This window comes from Pseudomonas bananamidigenes, assembly GCF_001679645.1.
GTDB classification, from domain to species: domain Bacteria; phylum Pseudomonadota; class Gammaproteobacteria; order Pseudomonadales; family Pseudomonadaceae; genus Aquipseudomonas; species Aquipseudomonas bananamidigenes.
Genome location: NZ_LRUN01000071.1, coordinates 1 through 18,288, shown reverse-complemented (window position 1 = coordinate 18,288; position 18,288 = coordinate 1). Strand labels below are relative to the sequence as shown.

General features: G+C 61.4%; 17 protein-coding genes. 7 read left to right on the top strand and 10 right to left on the bottom strand.

The features are described 5' to 3' along the window. Positions 1-156: 156 nt before the first annotated feature. The 4 genes from tcyN to BBF94_RS22410 all read right to left on the bottom strand — a co-directional run bounded on the left by tcyN (position 157) and on the right by BBF94_RS22410 (position 3,681). A complete protein-coding gene (tcyN, locus tag BBF94_RS22425) occupies positions 157-906 on the bottom strand; it encodes an L-cystine ABC transporter ATP-binding protein TcyN (RefSeq protein ID WP_065261152.1) in 750 nt (249 codons plus the stop codon). 4 nt (positions 907-910) lie between these two features. Continuing rightward, positions 911-1,576 carry a cystine ABC transporter permease gene (gene tcyL, locus BBF94_RS22420; protein ID WP_065261151.1) on the bottom strand — a complete coding sequence of 222 codons (666 nt, stop codon included), beginning with the start codon at positions 1,574-1,576 and terminating at the stop codon, positions 911-913. After that, positions 1,576-2,376: a cystine ABC transporter substrate-binding protein gene (tcyJ, locus tag BBF94_RS22415; RefSeq protein WP_065261150.1), complete on the bottom strand. Its 801-nt coding sequence runs from the start codon at positions 2,374-2,376 to the stop codon at positions 1,576-1,578. The genes tcyL and tcyJ overlap by 1 nt, the downstream gene beginning before the upstream one ends. A 312-nt stretch (positions 2,377-2,688) precedes the next feature. After that, positions 2,689-3,681: a D-cysteine desulfhydrase gene (locus BBF94_RS22410; RefSeq protein ID WP_065261149.1), complete on the bottom strand. Its 993-nt coding sequence runs from the start codon at positions 3,679-3,681 to the stop codon at positions 2,689-2,691. Positions 3,682-3,871: 190 nt separating this feature from the next. Between BBF94_RS22410 and epsC the strand changes: the two genes are divergently transcribed. After that, positions 3,872-4,798 (top strand): serine O-acetyltransferase EpsC, encoded by a 927-nt coding sequence (gene epsC, locus BBF94_RS22405; RefSeq protein ID WP_065261148.1) that lies wholly within the window; start codon positions 3,872-3,874, stop codon positions 4,796-4,798. Positions 4,799-5,175: 377 nt separating this feature from the next. After that, positions 5,176-7,137, top strand: a complete 1,962-nt coding sequence (betT, locus tag BBF94_RS22400) for a choline transporter BetT (protein WP_176704496.1) — start codon at positions 5,176-5,178, stop codon at positions 7,135-7,137. A 24-nt stretch (positions 7,138-7,161) separates the two neighbouring features. Here the strand turns inward: betT and BBF94_RS22395 are convergent, their stop codons facing one another. Beyond that, positions 7,162-7,422: a hypothetical protein gene (locus BBF94_RS22395; protein ID WP_065261146.1), complete on the bottom strand. Its 261-nt coding sequence runs from the start codon at positions 7,420-7,422 to the stop codon at positions 7,162-7,164. A 268-nt stretch (positions 7,423-7,690) separates the two neighbouring features. On the opposite strand from BBF94_RS22395, the gene BBF94_RS22390 reads away from it, so the two are divergent. Next, entirely contained in the window at positions 7,691-7,873 is a 183-nt protein-coding gene (locus tag BBF94_RS22390) for a type II toxin-antitoxin system HicA family toxin (protein ID WP_065261145.1), read from the top strand. Between the two features lie 59 nt (positions 7,874-7,932). Further along, the gene (locus tag BBF94_RS22385; RefSeq protein WP_065261166.1) at positions 7,933-8,334 is read left to right on the top strand and encodes a type II toxin-antitoxin system HicB family antitoxin; all 402 of its coding nucleotides are present in this window, start codon (positions 7,933-7,935) and stop codon (positions 8,332-8,334) included. Positions 8,335-8,356: 22 nt separating this feature from the next. Here the strand turns inward: BBF94_RS22385 and BBF94_RS22380 are convergent, their stop codons facing one another. Further along, positions 8,357-9,394, bottom strand: a complete 1,038-nt coding sequence (locus BBF94_RS22380; RefSeq protein ID WP_065261144.1) for a LacI family DNA-binding transcriptional regulator — start codon at positions 9,392-9,394, stop codon at positions 8,357-8,359. Positions 9,395-9,602: 208 nt separating this feature from the next. On the opposite strand from BBF94_RS22380, the gene BBF94_RS22375 reads away from it, so the two are divergent. The 3 genes from BBF94_RS22375 (at position 9,603) to mgrA (ending at position 14,274) form a co-directional block, all read left to right on the top strand. After that, on the top strand, positions 9,603-11,828 hold the full coding sequence (locus tag BBF94_RS22375) for a TonB-dependent receptor (protein WP_065261143.1): 2,226 nt from the start codon (positions 9,603-9,605) through the stop codon (positions 11,826-11,828). 1 nt (position 11,829) lies between these two features. Further along, positions 11,830-13,149, top strand: coding sequence for an LLM class flavin-dependent oxidoreductase (locus tag BBF94_RS22370; protein WP_065261142.1), 1,320 nt, complete (start codon positions 11,830-11,832; stop codon positions 13,147-13,149). A gap of 87 nt (positions 13,150-13,236) precedes the next feature. Next, on the top strand, positions 13,237-14,274 hold the full coding sequence (gene mgrA / locus BBF94_RS22365) for an L-glyceraldehyde 3-phosphate reductase (RefSeq protein WP_065261141.1): 1,038 nt from the start codon (positions 13,237-13,239) through the stop codon (positions 14,272-14,274). 237 nt (positions 14,275-14,511) lie between these two features. On the opposite strand, the gene tauD is transcribed toward mgrA, so the two are convergent. The 4 genes from tauD to tauA form a co-directional block, all read right to left on the bottom strand. After that, positions 14,512-15,354 (bottom strand): taurine dioxygenase, encoded by an 843-nt coding sequence (gene tauD, locus BBF94_RS22360; RefSeq protein ID WP_065261140.1) that lies wholly within the window; start codon positions 15,352-15,354, stop codon positions 14,512-14,514. Positions 15,355-15,497: 143 nt separating this feature from the next. Next, entirely contained in the window at positions 15,498-16,337 is an 840-nt protein-coding gene (gene tauC, locus BBF94_RS22355; protein ID WP_064382739.1) for a taurine ABC transporter permease TauC, read from the bottom strand. Beyond that, positions 16,334-17,128 carry a taurine ABC transporter ATP-binding subunit gene (tauB, locus tag BBF94_RS22350; RefSeq protein ID WP_065261139.1) on the bottom strand — a complete coding sequence of 265 codons (795 nt, stop codon included), beginning with the start codon at positions 17,126-17,128 and terminating at the stop codon, positions 16,334-16,336. The genes tauC and tauB overlap by 4 nt, the downstream gene beginning before the upstream one ends. A 16-nt stretch (positions 17,129-17,144) precedes the next feature. Next, on the bottom strand, positions 17,145-18,122 hold the full coding sequence (gene tauA / locus BBF94_RS22345; protein WP_065261138.1) for a taurine ABC transporter substrate-binding protein: 978 nt from the start codon (positions 18,120-18,122) through the stop codon (positions 17,145-17,147). Between the last annotated feature and the right edge of the window lie 166 nt (positions 18,123-18,288).

The following is an 18,288-nucleotide window of genomic DNA, read 5'->3' as shown; positions in this document are numbered from 1 at the left end:
AGGCCTCGGCGAATTTCATGCGCGCGCAACTTGTTGCAGAACATATATATGTTCTGCGTTCTGAGGGGGTTATTGATTTTATTTGGAAGAGAAAAAGTATCCGGGCCAGCGCACTACTTCCGTCCATGGAAGTGAGTGTTGCTACTTGCGAAGTTATCAGCCGTTGTTGCGAAACTTGCTGAGAAACTGTCGTGTGCGTTCTTCTTTAGGATTGGCAAACAGCGCCTTGGCTTCACCTTGCTCGACAATCACGCCCTTGTCGAAAAACACCACACGGTTGGCCACGTCACGGGCAAATGCCATTTCGTGGGTGACGATCACCATGGTGCGTTTTTCTTCGGCCAGACCGCGAATGGTCGCCAGTACTTCGCCCACCAGTTCCGGGTCAAGGGCCGAGGTCGGCTCGTCGAACAGGATCACTTCCGGCTCCATCGCCAGCGCCCGGGCAATCGCCACGCGCTGTTGCTGGCCGCCGGACAAACGCCGTGGGTAGGCGTCTTCCTTGCCCGCCAGGCCGACCTTGGCCAGCAACTTCTTGCCCAGGGCAATGGCTGCGTCACGGGGCGTCTTCTTGACCACGATCGGGCCTTCGATGACGTTCTCCAGGGCGGTGCGGTGGGGGAACAGGTTGAAGTTCTGGAACACGAAGCCCACATGCTGGCGCAGGGTGCGCACCAGATTCTGCTGCTGGTTCAGCGGGCGGCTGGTATCGATCTCGATATCGCCGACCTTGATCCGGCCACTGGTGGGTTGTTCGAGGAAGTTCAGGCAGCGCAGGAACGTGGTCTTGCCCGAGCCGCTGGGACCGATGATGGCCACGACCTCGCCTTCCTTCACTTCAAGATCGATGCCGTTGAGCACGACTTGACCCTTGAACTGCTTTGTCAGTTTTTCCACGACAATCATGGGGTCAGGACTCCTGGTCGTGCCGATTGACCCGCGCTTCCAGCTTGTTCTGGAAGTGCGACAGCACTGTGGCCAGAATCCAGTAGATCAGCGCGGCGGCAAGATACATGGTGAAGACTTCGAAAGTCCGGGCGGTAATCAGTTGTGCCTGACGGAACAGCTCCGGTACCTGGATGGTAGCGGCCAGCGCGGTGTCCTTGACCAGTGAAATGAAGCTGTTGCCCAGCGGCGGCAACGCAGTGCGCATCGCCTGCGGCAGGATGGCCCGGCGCAGTGTCTGCGCACGGGTCATGCCGATGCTCGCCGCCGCTTCCCACTGACCGCGTTCGATGGAGCCGATCGCGGCACGCAGGATTTCACAGGCGTAGGCGGCCATGTTCAGCGAAAAGCCGATCAGGGCCGCCGGCAGCGGGTCGAGTTCCATGCCCAGTTGCGGCAGACCGTAATAGATCACGAACAGCTGGACCAGCAACGGCGTGCCGCGAAAGAACGACACGTAGATGCGGGCCAGCCAGCTGACCGACTTGAAACGCGACAGGCGCATCAAGGCCAGGCCAAAACCCAGCAGCAGGCCGAAGAACATGCCGCCCAGGCTGAGGATTACCGTGTAGTACGCGCCCTTCAACAGGAAGGGCGCGGAGTCCAGTGCGAGTTGGAAAGCTGCTTCCATTATTGGGTGACGTCAGCGCTGAAGTATTTTTCCGAAAGCTTTTTCAGCGTCCCGTCGGCACGCAGCTCGTCGAGAGCCTTGTTCACGGCTGCCAGCAGTTCAGGCTCGCCTTTGCGCAGGGCGATACCGGATTCCTGGCGGGAGAAGGCCTGGCCGGCGGCCACGGTTTTCGGTGCTTTTTTGGCGTATTCAAGTGCAGCCAGACGGTCGATCAGGATCGCGTCGGTACGACCGTTGTTCAGGTCGGCGAACTTGGTCGGATCATCGTCGTAGGTGCGCACGTCGGCACCCGGCACGTTGGCGCGAACCCACTGCTCGTAGTTGGTGCCCAGGCCTACGCCGACTTTCTTGCCGGACAGGTCGGCGGCGGTCTTGATGTTCAGCGCCGCTTCCTTGCTTTTGAGTACCAGCGCCTGAATACCGGAGATGGTGTACGGTTCGGAGAAGTCATACTTCTTCTTGCGTTCGTCGGAGATGGTCACCTGGTTGACCACCACATCCAGACGCTTGGATTCCAGCGCGGCGAGAATGCCGTCCCATTTGGTTGGCTGAATCTTGGCTTTCACGCCCAGTTTTTGTGCCAGCGCTTCGGAGAGCTCGACTTCGAAACCGGCGAGCTTGCCGTTTTCATCGACGAAACTGAACGGTGGATAAGTGCCTTCCAGGCCGACGTTGATAACGCCTTTGTCCTTGATCTGTTGCAGTTGCTCACCGGCAACGGCGCTGCTGATCAGACCGGCGCTCAGTGCCAGGCCCAGCGAACCTACCAGCAGATTTCGACGTAGTGCGGAAAGAATCATGACAAGCCCCTGTGTTTTCTTATGGAAGACGCTTAAGGAAGTTTGGCGAATCCGGGAGTTGGACGACAGCGCTATCCTGCCTTAAAGCAGCTTATGCGTCTCTCGCGAAATTCGCCTGCGGCGAGACTATAAGACTGTTCTTTTAGAATGGAAAATAATGAATTTTATAATTGTTATTCATATTTTGAATATGCGTTTTTGTATTCCGAGGGTTTCCTGGCTCCGCGTTCGCCTTTCAAATGGGACGCGGAGCGTCCCGGGCTGCGTTCCCACGCAGAGCGTGGGAACGAGCGCTGCAGTACGCGCTTCGAACTACAGAAAATGCTTGTACGCAAACAACGCCGGGGCGCCGCCGGTGTGCAGGAAAATGATCGGGCCGTCGTCGAAACGTCCGCGACCGATGCCGTCGAGCAACCCGGCCATGGCTTTGCCGGTATAGACCGGATCGAGCAGCACGGCGTCCTGACTGGCCAGCAGTTTCACCGCTGCCAGCGTCCCGGCATTCGGCTCACCGTAACGCGGGCCGAAATACTCATCCCACAGTTCGACCTTGAAACTCTCCGGCAGCGCCACGCCCAACAGATCGGCAGTGCGCTCGGCCAGGCCCTGCACTTTAGGGCGCTGATCTTCTTCGCTGCGCGAAACCGTCACGCCGATCACCGGCAGTTGCGGCAACACTTCGCTCAAGGCCAGCGCCAGGCCGCTGTGAGTGCCGGCGCTGCCCGAGGCCAGGACCACGGCGGAAAACTGCAGGCCGGAGTCCTCGATTTGTTGCGCCAGTTCCAGGCCGGCCCGGACGTAACCCAGTGCGCCGATGGCGTTGGAGCCACCGATCGGCACCAGATACGGCTTCTTGCCGTTGCTGCGCAGGCGCACGGCGAGGGCCGCGAGTTGTTCGTCGGCGTTGTCGAGGTTGTCGACCAGCTCGACCTTGGTGTCGAACAGGTCCAGCAGCAGGCGGTTGCCGTTGCCGGTGTAGTTGCTGTCGTCGGTGCCCAACGGATTTTCCAGCAGGGCCACGCAGCCCAGACCCAGTTTCGCGGCCAGCGCAGCGGTCTGGCGGACGTGGTTCGATTGCAGTGCGCCAGCGGTGATCAGGGTGTCGGCGCCTTGGGCGAGGGCATCGGCGGCAAGGTATTCGAGCTTGCGCAGCTTGTTGCCGCCCATGGCCAGCGGCGTCAGGTCGTCGCGCTTGATGTACACGTCGCGGCCGAGCCAGGTGGACAGGCGTTCGAGTTTTTCCAGAGGCGTGGGTTGTCCCAGCAGTTCGAGACGGTTGAAGCGTTGCAGCTGTTGTTTGATCATGAGCCCGTACTGGCGGAGAAAGATCAGAGGACTATAGGCACGCCGATTTACCGGGGCAACCGCCAATCGCTTATAGCCAAATGTACTTGGGCCAGCACTATCGGTTCTTAATTCGCCTCGGTGGCGTTGCCGTAAAGTAGTGGCCGTTGACGCGGCCAGACAGTCCGGCCGCCCGTGAGGAGTCTTTACCGTGAGCGAGCGTTCCAGCCATTGGCAATTGCAGACCATCGTCAGTCAGCTGCGTACTGCGCGGGATCAGTGGCGTACGCAGAATGGCCGCGCCAGCGGCGAGCAGGGCGGGCGCGAACTGCCGTCCCGTGACGCGATGGCGCAGATTCTCGAAGCCTTGTGCGGCGCATTGTTCCCGATGCGGCTGGGGCCGGTGGATCTGCGTGAAGAGAGCGAAGATTTTTACGTCGGGCACACCCTCGACGTTGCGTTGAATGCATTGCTGGCCCAGGCGCGACTCGAACTGCGTTACGTCGCCCGCCATAGCGCCCGGGACGACAGCGAAGTCGAGGCGCAGGCGATCCGCATCATCCAGGATTTCGCCCTGGCATTGCCGGGCCTGCGCAGTCTGCTCGACACCGATGTGCTGGCCGCGTATCACGGCGACCCGGCGGCGCGCAGTGTCGATGAAGTGCTGCTGTGCTATCCGGGCATTCTGGCGGTGATCCACCATCGTCTCGCGCACCATTTGTATCGCGCCGGCCTGCCGCTGCTGGCGCGGATCAGCTCGGAAATCGCTCACTCGGCGACCGGTATCGATATCCACCCGGGCGCACAGATCGGTCGCAGTTTCTTCATCGATCACGGCACCGGCGTGGTGATCGGCGAGACCGCGATCATTGGCGAGCGCGTCAGGATTTACCAGGCAGTGACCCTGGGCGCCAAACGCTTCCCGGCGGACGAGGACGGCCAGTTGCAGAAGGGCCACCCACGGCATCCGATCGTCGAGGACGACGTGGTGATTTACGCCGGGGCGACGATTCTCGGGAGGATCACCATCGGCAAGGGCTCGACCATCGGCGGCAACGTGTGGCTGACCCGCAGCGTACCGGCCGGGTGCAATCTGACCCAGGCCAATCTGCAGCATGATGACGGGGCGCAGAAGTAGCCTTTGCATCTCCTTCGACTGATCTGGCCCCATCGCGAGCAGGCTCGCTCCCACAGTGAACCGCATTCCAAATGTGGGAGCGAGCCTGCTCGCGATGGGCGTTCACACAAAGCCGATAACTGAACGAATCCTTCCAAACCCGCGTCATACCCCTCCCTGAGCCAGCGTACGAACGGTACCGCTGAGCCCTGCGATTAGTCCTGAGCGTGCTATCCATGTTTAACTTGAACGTTCATTCAAGTTAAACCGGCGGTTCGCTGCCCGCTCACAACAGGAGGCTTGCCTTTGCTGAGTCCGATCATTTCAGCCATTTTCCAACCCCTTGAGGTGCACCGCTCATGAGTGCATCGTCCACCCCCGCCAGCGGCCTGGTACGCATGAATCCGCCGGTGTTCTGGTTCGCCGCCACGGTAATCCTGCTGTTCGGCCTGACGGTCATCGCCATGCCGGAACAGGCCGGTGCCTGGCTGCTCGAAGCGCAAAACTGGGCGGCCAATACGGTCGGCTGGTATTACATGCTCGCGATGACCCTGTATCTGGTCTTCGTGGTGGTCACCGCGTTATCGGGCTACGGCAAGATCAAACTCGGTGCCGACCACGACGAACCCGAATTCAGTTACCTGTCCTGGGCCGGCATGCTGTTCGCCGCCGGGATCAGCATCACGCTGTTTTTCTTCTGTGTGTCCGAGCCGCTGACTCACATGCTCCAGCCGCCGCAAGGCGAAGCCGGCACGGCGGATGCGGCGCGTCAGGCGATGCAGATCCTGTTTCTGCACTGGGGCCTGCACGGCTGGGGCGTGTTCGCCTTCGTCGGCATGGCGCTGGCGTACTTCGCTTATCGGCACAACCTGCCGCTGGCCCTGCGTTCGGCGCTCTACCCGCTGATCGGCAAGCGTATCAACGGCCCCATCGGTTACGCGGTCGATGGCTTCGGCATCATCGCCACGGTGTTCGGCCTCGGTGCGGACATGGGCTTCGGCGTGCTCCATCTCAACTCCGGTCTGGACTACCTGTTCGGCATCGCCCATACCCAGTGGATTCAGGTCGGTTTGATCACACTGATGATGGGTGCGGCAATCGTCGTCGCCGTCTCGGGTGTGGACAAGGGTGTACGGGTCATGTCCGACATCAACATGCTGCTGGCCTGTGCGCTGCTGCTGTTCGTGTTGTTCGCCGGCCCTACCCAGCACCTGCTCAACACCCTGATCCAGAACCTGGGCGACTACCTCGGCGCGTTGCCGATGAAGAGTTTTGATCTCTACGCCTACGACAAACCCAGCGACTGGCTCGGCGGCTGGACGGTGTTCTACTGGGCCTGGTGGATCGCATGGTCGCCATTCGTGGGCCTGTTCATCGCACGGATTTCCCGAGGCCGCACCATCCGCGAATTCGTCTTCGGCGTGTTGCTGATTCCGCTCGGTTTCACCCTGGCGTGGATGTCGATCTTCGGCAACAGCGCCATCGATCAGGTGCTCAACCACGGCATGTCGGCACTGGGTATGTCGGCCCTCGACAACCCGTCGATGACCCTTTACCTGCTGCTGGAGACCTACCCGTGGAGCAAAACTGTCATCGCGGTGACGGTGTTCATCAGCTTCGTGTTCTTCGTCACTTCCGCCGACTCCGGCACCGTGGTGCTTTCGACCCTGTCGGCCAAGGGGGGCAATCCGGATGAGGACGGTCCGAAGTGGCTGCGGGTGTTCTGGGGGGCGATGACCGCGCTGATCACCAGTGGACTGCTGTTTTCGGGCAGCATCGATGCGCTGAAATCAGCGGTGGTGCTGACCTCGCTGCCGTTCTCGCTGATTCTGCTGCTGATGATGTGGGGCCTGCACAAGGCGTTCTACCTGGAGTCGCAGAAGCAGATCGCGCAACTGCATTCGCTGGCGCCGGTCTCCGGCTCGCGGCGCGGCAAGGGTGGCTGGCGACAGCGCCTGAGTCAGGCCGTGCACTTCCCGTCGCGGGACGAGGTGTACCGCTTCATGGACACCACGGTGAAACCGGCCATCGAAGAAGTGACGGCGGTGTTTGTCGAGAAGGGGCTGCATGTCGTTACGCAGCCCGATCCGGCTCATGACAGCGTCAGTCTGGAAATCGGCCATGGCGAACTGCATCCGTTCATCTATCAGGTGCAGATGCGCGGCTACTTCACGCCGTCGTTCGCCCGCGGCGGCATGGGCTCCAAGCAGCTCAACAACCGCCGCTATTACCGCGCCGAAGTGCATCTGAGCGAGGGCAGTCAGGATTACGATCTGGTCGGTTACACCAAAGAACAGATCATCAACGACATCCTCGACCAGTACGAACGGCACATGCAGTTCCTGCATCTGGTGCGTTGACCGGAACGGGGCGCCGGGGCGGTTTCAGGTCTCGGCGCTCAGTACCATGAACAACACCATCGCTGCGATCGGCACCCCGTACACGGCGCTGCCGATCGCAATCTCCGACCCCAGCGGCTGCTTCGCGTGCACGACGCCGACCGCGCCGTTGATCACCGTCAGCGCCAGCCACAATGCTGCAAAACCGTAAGCCATGGTCTGGCGACTGAAGCCGATGCGCTCGCCGATGTAGAGCATCAGCGCCAGCAGGATCAGGCCGAAGAAGATGATGATTGCGGTGTGCATGGTCGGGATCTACCTGTGGATGGGAGTCGTCCTGGCTTTGCTCATGTTGAGCATAGGTTAGCTGTCGGGCTCATGCTGATCGACACATTTCGCCACGTATACATCTGTTTATGAGCGCCGCGTGCCAGGGCGCGTCCACCGCCGATCTGGCGATTAAACACGCGCCTGTCCACTAGGCTAATATTTCTCCAGGTGTGTATGGTGTGTATTGATGAAGAAGGACAGCTCTTAAAGTACGCAGCTCTTGCTGTCGAACAGGGCGAAGGAAATGCGTAGTCGGGAAATGATCAGGATGATCGAGGAGGATGGATGGTATCTGGTCGCCGTCAAAGGCAGTCACCACCAATACAAACATCCGGGCAAGCCAGGGAGGGTGACGATCAAGCATCCGGATTCAGATCTTCCCAAGGGAACGATCAACAGCATCTTGAAACAGGCGGGTTTGAAATGAAGCCCGTTATTGGAAACGAAAGTCCCTTAATGGACATGTCAGAGGAAGGATTCACTTACATGAAATTCCCGGTCGTTCTGCACAAGGATGCCGACTCAGACTACGGAGTGATTATCCCGGATGTACCCGGGTGCTTCTCCGCAGGCACTACGGTAGCCGAAGCATTTGACAACACTCAGGAGGCACTGGCCTTGCACTATGAGGGACTGGTCGCTGATGGCGCACCGTTGCCTCGGATTCAGGACATTGATGCCCATCTCGAGAATCCGGATTACGCCGGCGGTATCTGGGGTGTAGTCGAGTTTGATATCACTCCCTACTTCGGCAAGTCGGTGCGCTTCAACGCTACGCTCCCGGAGCAGTTGCTGGAGCGTATTGACCAGACTGTACGACGTGATCAGCGTTACAGCTCTCGCTCCGGATTTCTGGCTGCTGCTGCCTTGCGTGAATTGTCAGCTTAAGGCCGATTTACAGAATTCTGGGTCAGGTACTTTCTCGCTCGATGACTTGGCATTGCAGCAAATTAAGTCGCTGCACCTCATCACTCGGCAACACGCCCAGGCTTTCCAGCACCCTCGTTGCCGCCAGCACGCCGATCTCCAGCGCGGGCGGTTTGATGGTGCTCAGGCTCGGCAGCAGCATCTCGGCGAACGGGTAGTCGCCGAAGCCGAGGACGGCGCAGTCGTCGGGGATTCTGAGGCCGGCGCGTTGCCCGGCGAGCAGGCCGCCGGCGGCGAGGTTGTCGTTGGCGAAGATGATGGCGTCCGGGCGCGGCGAGGCGTTCATCAGCGCTTCCATCGCTTGCTTGCCGGCCTCGAACGGAGCGCGATCGGCATCCGGTGCGAATACCCACGGCTCCAGGCCCAACTCACGCACGGTTGCGGCGTAACCGTCACGGCGCTCCAGTGCGCTGAAGTCGCCGGGTGCGCTGTTCTGCACGAACGCGATTCGTCGATAGCCCTTGCCGTGCAGATAACGGGCGGCGCTGACCCCCACTTCAAAGTGCGAAAAGCCGATCTGCATCGGCTCGCGATCCGGCTGGTAATCCCAGGTTTCGATCACCGGGATCTCCGCGTCGGCGAGCATCTTTTCCGTGCCCGGACTGTGGAAGTGACTGGTGACCACCAGCGCCGCCGGCGACCAGCCGAGGAAGGCCCGCACGGCGTTTTCTTCCTGCTCTGCGCTGAAATAACTCGAGGCCAGCAACAGCTGATAACCGTGACGGCTGAGGGTGTCGCTGAAGCCCTGAATGGTATTGGCGAAGATCGGACCGGAGATGTTCGGGATCACCATGCCGACGATTTTTCCCCGCGCCGAGGCGAGGCCACCGGCCACCAGATTCGGTACATAACCCAGCGCCGCGACCACCGCCGCGATTCGTTCGCGGCGTTCGGGCGAGACCTGTTCCGGCTGGTTGAAGTAGCGCGACACGGTAATCGCCGAGACACCGGCCTCACGCGCCACCGCGTTGAGGGTCACGCGACCGGCGCCACGGCGTTTGCGGGGCTTTTCTTCGCTCATGGCTTGATCCCTTCTTAAAAACCAAAACGTATATAAACGTAATTTTTCATTATTGGACGGTCTATGTCCCGTTTGCCAATACTGCCGATGTTAGCGCTAACAATGCGCATTGTCTGCTACTCGCTCGAGCGAATGCCCAAGACATCGAGACAGGCGCTGTCGTCGCAGAACGACAGCGGTTCAGGGCAATTTTTTCGAGCGGGCAAACATGCACAACATTCCTGGGGCGACACACAAACTGGCGCAATCGATCTGCGCTGCGGGCTGGCTACTCACCGGGCTGGCCGCGCTGCCGCTGCCCGCCGCGTTCGCCGCCGACAACAGCGATCAGGAGCCGACACTTCAGTCCGTCACGGTCACCGCCACCCGCCGCGAAGAGTCGCTGCAAAAGGTCCCGGTGGCGGTATCGGTGATCGACGGCGAGCAACTGGAGCGCGACAACCGCAACAGCGTGGCGAGCATCGTCCAGCAAGTGCCGTCGCTGAATTTCCGTACCGGCGCATCGAACAAGGACACCTCGTTGTTCGTGCGCGGCGTGGGGACGATTTCCACCTCGCCGGGCGTCGAGCCGACCGTGGCTACGGTGATTGACGGCGTGGTGTATGCGCGCCCTGGCCAGTCCACTCTCGATCTGCTGGACCTGGAGCGCGTCGAAGTTCTGCGCGGCCCGCAAGGCACGCTGTTTGGCAAGAATGCCTCGGCCGGTGTGCTGAACATCACCAGCAAGGCGCCCACTGCCGAAACCCACGGCTACATCGATCAGTCGTACTACAGCGGCAATGAAAGCCGCACCCGTTTCGGCATCGGTGGCAGTCTGATTCCGGACACGCTCAAAGGCTCGATCAGCACCCTGTTCGGCACTTACGACGGCAACGTCGACAACAAGCACAACAGTCAGGAGGTCAACGGTTACAACCATCGCGGCGTGCGCGGCAAACTGGAATTCACCCCCAACGATGACGTCACCTTCACCCTGATCGCCGACTACATGCAGGCCCACGATGACGGACCCAACGGTGTCGTGACCAAGGCACTGACTCCGGCCTTCGCCAATGCGCTGAGCCCGGTGAGTGCGACCAGCCACAACCGCGACATCAACACCGACACCCGCACTCATGTCGAAGACACCAACAAGGGCTTGTCCGGCCAGCTCGACTGGCAACTGGGCGATTACACCCTGACGTCGATCACCGCGTGGCGCGGCTGGGACAACACCCAGTATCAGGACGGCGACCGCCTCGGCACGGTGACGGCCGCCTTCCCCGGCACGGCGGACAAGGGCGATCTGGCCTTCGACCAATACTCGCAGGAGCTGCGTCTGGCCTCTCCGAAAGGCGGGTTCCTCGAATACGTCGGCGGCCTGTTCTACATGCACGGCAAGGATGACGAGACCTATCAACGCACGCTGACCACCACAACACGCACTGATCGTGGCGTCGCCGACTACAGCACCACCAGTGACAGCTACGCGGTGTTCGGCGAAAGCACGCTGAATTTCACTTCGGACTTCCGAGGCATCGCCGGCCTGCGCTACACCCACGACGATCTGGAATACGATCACCGTCGCGTCTCCACTTCCGCCACCACCGTCAGCGGCATTCAACCTGCCACCCGCAGTTCCGGTTCGGTGGATGAGGACGGCTGGTCCGGACGGCTCGGTTTGCAATACGACCTGAGCGATACCGTCACCACTTATCTGACTTACTCGCGCGGCTACAAAGGTCCGGCCTACAACGTGTTCTTCAACATGCAGCCGCGTGATACCGAAGCGCTGAAACCGGAAACTTCCAACACCTGGGAGGCGGGGATCAAGGCCTCAAGCTGGAACAATCGCCTGACCACCAACCTCGCGGTCTTCCACAGCGATTACGACAACTACCAGGCGAATTTTTTCGACACCGTCGCCGGGCAAGTGGTGACGCGCCTGATCAACGCCGGCAGCGTCAGCACCGAGGGCGTGGAACTCGACTACGCCCTGCAGGCGACCCGGCAACTGAAGTTCTCCGGCGCACTGGCCTACACTCGCGCCCGCATCGACCGGTTCGCCTGCCCGGCGGGCGCGGCGGCGTCGTGCAACGTCAACGGCAAACCGCTGCCGTTCAGCCCGGACTGGAAAAGCTACGTGCGCGCCGACTACACCATCCCGCTGGAAAACGGTCTGGATATCGAACTCGGCACCGACTACAGCTGGCAGAGCGAAGTGCAGTACGACATCAGCCAGAACGCCGACACCAAACAGGGCACCTACGGCCTCTGGAACGCCAGCGTCGCCCTGGCCGATTACACCAACGGCTGGCGCGTGGCATTGCTGGGCAAGAACCTCACCGACAAGTCGTATTCGCCGTTGCTCGCCAGCGGTGGCAACTACATCTACCGCGCCGTGCCCCGCGACGACGAGCGCTACTTCGGCGTGCAACTGCGCAAGGATTTCTGAGATGAGCAGACAGCTGAAACTCGGCGCATTCCTCATGGCCACCGGGCACCACGTCGCCGCGTGGCGTCATCCGGACGTACCGGCCAACGCCGGGCTGGATTTCGCCCACTACAAACGTCTGGCGCAGGTTGCCGAGGCGGCGAAGTTCGACACGCTGTTCGTCGCCGACAGCGTCGCCGCGCCAACCCAGGACATTGCCAGCCGCATGGCCCGTTCGGATCACTTCGAGCCACTGACCTTGCTCTCGGCCTTGAGCGTCGTGACCGAACACATCGGCCTGATCGCCACCGCCACCACCAGCTACAACGAGCCTTACCACGTGGCGCGTAAGTTCGCGTCGCTCGATCACCTGTCGGGCGGGCGAGCGGGGTGGAATCTGGTGACCTCGGACAACGCCGCCGAAGCGCAGAATTTCGGTCGCACCGAACACATCGGCCATGCCGAACGCTACAGCCGCGCCCGGGAGTTTCATCAGGTGGTGACCGGGCTCTGGGACAGTTGGCAGGACGATGCCTTCCTTCGCGACAAAGCCAGCGGTGCGTATTACGACCCGGAAAAACTGCATGTGCTGGATCACGTCGGCGAGCACTTCCGGGTCAAAGGCCCGCTGAATGTCGCGCGCTCGCCACAGGGGCAGCCTGTGGTCGTGCAGGCCGGCTCGTCGGAAACCGGGCGTGAGCTGGCGGCGCAGACGGCGGAAGTGGTGTTCACCGCGCAGACTTCGCTGGCCAGCGCCCAGGCGTTTTACGCCGACCTCAAGGGCCGCTTGCCGAAGTACGGACGCAGCGCCGATTCGCTGAAAATCATGCCCGGCGTGTTTGTCGTGGTCGGGCAGACGGAAGCCGAAGCACAGGAAAAATGTGAAACGTTTCAGCAATTGGTCGAACCCGAGGTTGGCGTCGCGCTGCTTGGGCGTATGCTGGGCAACTTCGATCTGTCGAAGTACCCGCTGGACGGGCCGCTGCCGGACTTGCCGCTGACTGAAAGCGGCCAGCAGAGCCGGCAGAAACTGCTGACCGAACTGGCCGGCCGCGAGCATCTGACCCTGGCCGAACTGGGACGCCGGATCGCTGGCGGTCGCGGGCATTACAGCGTCGTCGGCACACCGGCGCAGGTTGCCGATCGCCTGCAGAAATGGTTCGAGCAAGGCGCGGCGGACGGCTTCAACGTGCTGGTGCCACACCTGCCCGGCGGACTCGAAGACTTCGCCAATGGCGTGGTCCCGGAACTGCAACGGCGTGGACTGTTCAGAACCGAATACGAGGGCCGGACCTTGCGCCAGAACCTTGGCCTCGACCGGCCCGGCAACAGATTTGCGTAGATAGCTTTAGTGGCGAGGGAGCGAGCGCCCTCGCCACGGTTTTGAATTCACCCTCAATTTGCGGTTAATCAAACAAGAGAGGATTCGATGACTTACACCGCTGCCGAAAACCGCTATGACTCCATCCCTTACCGCCGCGTCGGACGCAGCGGTCTGGTGTTGCCGGCGCTGTCCCTGGGCCTGTGGCACAACTTCGGCGACAGCACGCCGATCGACACCCAGCGCGCGTTGCTGCGCACCGCGTTCGATCTGGGGATCAATCACTTCGACCTGGCCAACAACTACGGCCCGCCCTACGGCAGCGCCGAGATCAATTTCGGTCGCCTGCTGCGCGAAGACTTCAAGCAGTACCGTGACGAATTGATCATCTCCAGCAAGGCCGGTTGGGACATGTGGCCCGGCCCTTACGGCCAGGGCGGCGGCTCGCGCAAATACGTGCTGGCCAGCCTCGACCAGAGCCTGCAACGCCTGGGCCTGGACTATGTGGATATCTTTTATTCGCACCGTTTCGACCCGGACACCCCGCTGGAAGAAACCGCCAGTGCCCTCGCCACGGCAGTGCAGCAGGGCAAGGCGTTGTACATCGGTATCTCGTCGTATTCCGGGGTGAAAACCCGTGAAATCGCCGCGCTGCTCAAAGAGTGGAAAGTGCCGCTGTTGATCCACCAACCGGCCTACAACCTGCTCAACCGCTGGGTGGAAAAGGATTTGCTCGACACCACCGAAGAGCTTGGCGCCGGCGTCATTGCCTTCACCCCGCTGGCGCAGGGTCTGCTGACCGACAAATACCTCAACGGTGTGCCGGCGGATGCGCGGGTCAATCGTCCGGGCGGTGGTTCGTTGCAGGCTTCGCACTTGTCCGAGGCCAACATCGCTCACGTGCGGGCGCTGAATGAAATCGCCAGGCGTCGCGGGCAGAGCCTGGCGCAACTGGCATTGGCGTGGACGCTGCGCGATCCGCGGGTGACTTCGGCGCTGATCGGCGCGAGCCGGCCGGAGCAGATTGTCGAGAACGTCGGGGCGTTGAAGAACCTGAGTTTCAGTGCGCAGGAGTTGGCGGAGATCGACCGGTTTGCCCAGGAGGGCGGGATCAATCTTTGGGAGAAGCCTTCGACGGCGGAGTGATCAGGATCAGGGTGGGTCAGCTCGGCCCAGCCCTCACCCCAGCCCTCTCCCGGAGGGAGAGGGAGCCGACCGAGGTGTCTTGCGTCATACATCGACCTGAAAAATCCGGTCGATTATGGATTCAGCAAAGCACGATCAGGTCGGTGAATCTTTAAAGCATCCCCCCAATCAGTCCCCTCTCCCTTTGGGAGAGGGTTAGGGTGAGGGGGCTTTTGATTTTGCTCTGGCGTTAAAGGCTCAACGAAAAAACGGCACATCCCCCAACACCGTAGCCCGCTGCATCACGCGCCGTGCCGGACGGTAATCATCCACTGCGTAATGCTGCGTCACGCGGTTGTCCCAGAATGCGATGTCGTCCTTCTGCCAGCGCCAGCGAATGGTGAACTCCGGTCGTGTCGCATGGGCGAACAAGAACTTCAGCACCGCCTCGCTCTCGGTTTCCAACAGTTCATTGATCTTCGACGTAAAGCCTTCGTTGACGAACAGCGAACGGCGCCCGCTCACCGGGTGCGTGCGGATCACCGGGTGCGACAGCGGTGGATTCTTGCGCCGTGCCTCTTCCCACTGCGCCAGTGCCTCCGGGGTGTTGCCGTAGCGCTCCAGCGGAAACGAGCGGGTGAAGTCGTGAGTCGCGGTCAGCCCTTCGAGCATTGCTTGCATCGGTGCCGACAACGCTTCATACGCGGCTATCCCGCTGGCCCATAACGTGTCGCCGCCGAACTCCGGCAACAGCTTGGCGCTGAGCACCGCGCCCATGGCCGGGGTTGGCAGGAAGGTCACGTCGGTGTGCCAGATCGCGTTGTCGCGCACGTCGGTGACGGCGGTGTCGAGGATCAGCACTTCAGGCTGTTCCGGCACGTTCGGGTAGATCGGATGAATGTGCAGGTCACCGAAATAACGGGCGAAGCGCGCCTGTTGCGACGGCTCGATCGGCTGATCGCGGAAGAACAGCACCTGGTATTTGAGCAGCGCCTGCTCGATGGCGTCGCGCTGTTCCAGGTTCAGCGGCTGGCTGATGTCGACGCCGCTGATCTGTGCGCCGAGGGCCGAGCTTAACGGGATGATGTTCAGGCTGCTCATGGTGGTTCTCTTCGAATGCTTGGGGGCATGCTTTTGGTGGGAGCGAGCCTGCTCGCGAATACTGAGTGTCAGGCGACAGCGCAGTGACTGATCCGACGCTTTCGCGAGCAGGCTCGCTCCCACAGGTTTTTTTCTGAAATTTTTCAGTGGGCCTGGCCGTGCCACGGCACCAGTTTGCGTTGCAGGGCGCGCAGGCCCATTTCCATGGCGAAGGCGATCAGGGCGATGACCAGAATCCCCAGCACCACCACATCGGTGACCAGGAACTGTGCAGCCGACTGCACCATGAAGCCCAGGCCACTGGTGGCCGCGATCAGTTCGGCGGCGACCAGGGTCGACCAGCCGACACCCAGACCAATGCGCACCCCGGTCAGAATGTCCGGCAGGGCGCTGGGCAAAATCACATGGCGGATCAGTTGTGCGCGAGTCGCGCCCAGCGACTGCGCGGCGCGCAATTTGGCCGGGTCGACGGTGCGCACGCCGGTGGCGGTGGCGATGGCGATCGGAGCGAAAATCGCCAGGTAGATCAGCAGTACTTTCGACAACTCGCCAATGCCGCACCAGATCACGATCAGCGGCAGATAGGCCAGTGGTGGAATCGGGCGATAGAACTCGATCAGCGGATCCAGCACACCACGGGCTATACGGTTGGCGCCGATGGCGATACCCACCGGCACGGCGGTCAGAATCGCGAAGCCGAGGCCCAGACCGATGCGGCTGAGGCTCGCGCCCAGGTGCTGCCACAACGTTGAATCCATATAGCCCGTGGTCGCCAGCAACCAGCCTTTTTGCAGCACGGCGGACGGTGGCGGCAGGAACAGCGGTTCGATCAGACCGGTGGCCGTCACTGCCCACCAGATCACCAGCAACGCGAACAAGGTCAGCAGGCTGATCCAGCGGGTGCTGAGGCTGCGGCGCACGGGAATCACCACCGAAGTGGCGGCGGGTTTTACTGCGGTGGCGGAAACGTCGTAACTGCTCATGCGCGCTCCTGCCGCTGAACGGCGCTGCGTTGCGAAAACACTCTGGCGAGCACGTGTTCGCGGGTTTCGATGAAGCGCGGATCGGACTTGATCGCCCGCGCCGATTCACCGGCGGCATAGCGCTTGCCGAAATCCAGATGCAGGCGTTCGACGATCTGTCCCGGATTCGGTGCCAGCAAAATCAGGTCGGTGGCGAGGAACACCGCTTCTTCAATGTCGTGGGTAATCAGGAACACCGGTTTGGCGGTGCGTTGCCAGACTTGCAGCAACAGCTCCTGCATCTGTTCGCGGGTAAAGGCATCGAGAGCGCCGAAAGGTTCGTCCATCAGCAGCACTCGCGGGTCGGCGGCAAGGGCGCGGGCCAGGCCGACACGCTGCTTCTGACCACCGGAGAGCTGCCATATGCGGCGGTGTTCAAAGCCGGAGAGATCGACCAGCGCGAGCATTTCCCGGGCGATCTGTTCGCGTTTTTCCTTGGCCACACCGGCCAGTTCGAGACCGAAGGCAACGTTGGCCAGCACGTCCTGCCAAGGCAGCAGGGCGTCGTCCTGGAACACCACGCCGCGCTCGGCGCTCGGGCCCTTGACCGGCACGTTGTCGAGAGTGATGCGACCGGCGCTCGGTTCGACGAAACCGGCAATCAGGTTCAACAGCGAAGTCTTGCCACTGCCGGACGGGCCGAGGGCCACCAGCAGTTGCTGAGGGCCGAGGGTCAGGGAAATGTCGGACAGAACCGGTTCCGGGCTGCCGGGATACTGTGCGCTGATGCGCTCCAGCTGTAGCAAGGCCATCGCAATTAACTCCGGATCAGTTGGTGATGTACTTGGGGGTGACGTACGGCGCGTAGTCCGGCAGTACCGCTTCGACCTTGCCTTGCTCCTTGAGGAACGCAGCGGTGTCGGTGATGGCTTTGGTGGTCGGCGCACCGAGGTCACTGACCTGATCCGCCGCCAGCGGGTAGACGTTGCCTTGCAGCAGCAATGGAATGTCGCTGGCCTTGGCGCCGGACAGTTTCACCAGTTTGTCGACGTTACTCTGGTTGGCGATCCAGGCTTTCGGGTCTTTGCGGTAGTCGGCGTAGGCGTCGAGGGTGACCTTGGCGAACGCGGTGACGATTTCCGGATGCTTCTCGGCGAAGTCCTTGCGCACGATCCAGGCGTCGAAGGTCGGCGCACCGAACTTGGCGAGTTCGCCGGAGGTGATCAGCACTTTGCCGTTTTCCTTGGCCACACCCAGCGCCGGATCCCAGACATAAGTGGCGTCGATGTCACCGCGTTTCCACGCGGCAATGATCGCCGGCGGGGCGAGGTTGAGGACGGTGACTTTCGAAGGATCGATGTTCCAGTGTTTCAGCGCGGCGAGCAGGCTGTAGTGACCGGTGGACACGAACGGCACGGCGATTTTCTTGCCGACCAGATCCTGCGGCGTCTTGATGCCGGCGCCGTCGCGGGCGACCAATGCTTCGGCGGCGCCGATCTGGGTGGCGATGAGGAAGGTTTCCACCGGGACTTTGCGGGTGACGGCTGCGGTCAGCGGGCTGGAGCCGAGGTAACCGATCTGCACGTCGCCGGAGGCGATGGCCGTAATGACGTCCGCACCGTTGTCGAACTTGCGCCAGCTGATGTCGGCCTTGGTGGCTTTCTCGTACGCGCCATCGGCCTGGGCGACTTTCGCCGGGTCGACGGTGGTCTGGTAGGCGACGGTGAGGTCGGCGGCCTGGGCCAGGAAACTCGCAGCAGCCAGAGAGGCCACGGCCAGCAGGCGAAGCGGGACATTCAGTTTCATAGAAGAGCTCCATATCAGGCGACCGGGCGTCGGCGTGAAAGGAGACTAAATGATCTAAGAAACTAAAAATAAATAACTTTTTAGACTTAGCTTATGAGCGGAAAAATCTAAGGAGAGGGGGGATTTCGGATATTTCGTTCGACGTGAGATCTTTTCCCCCTCACCC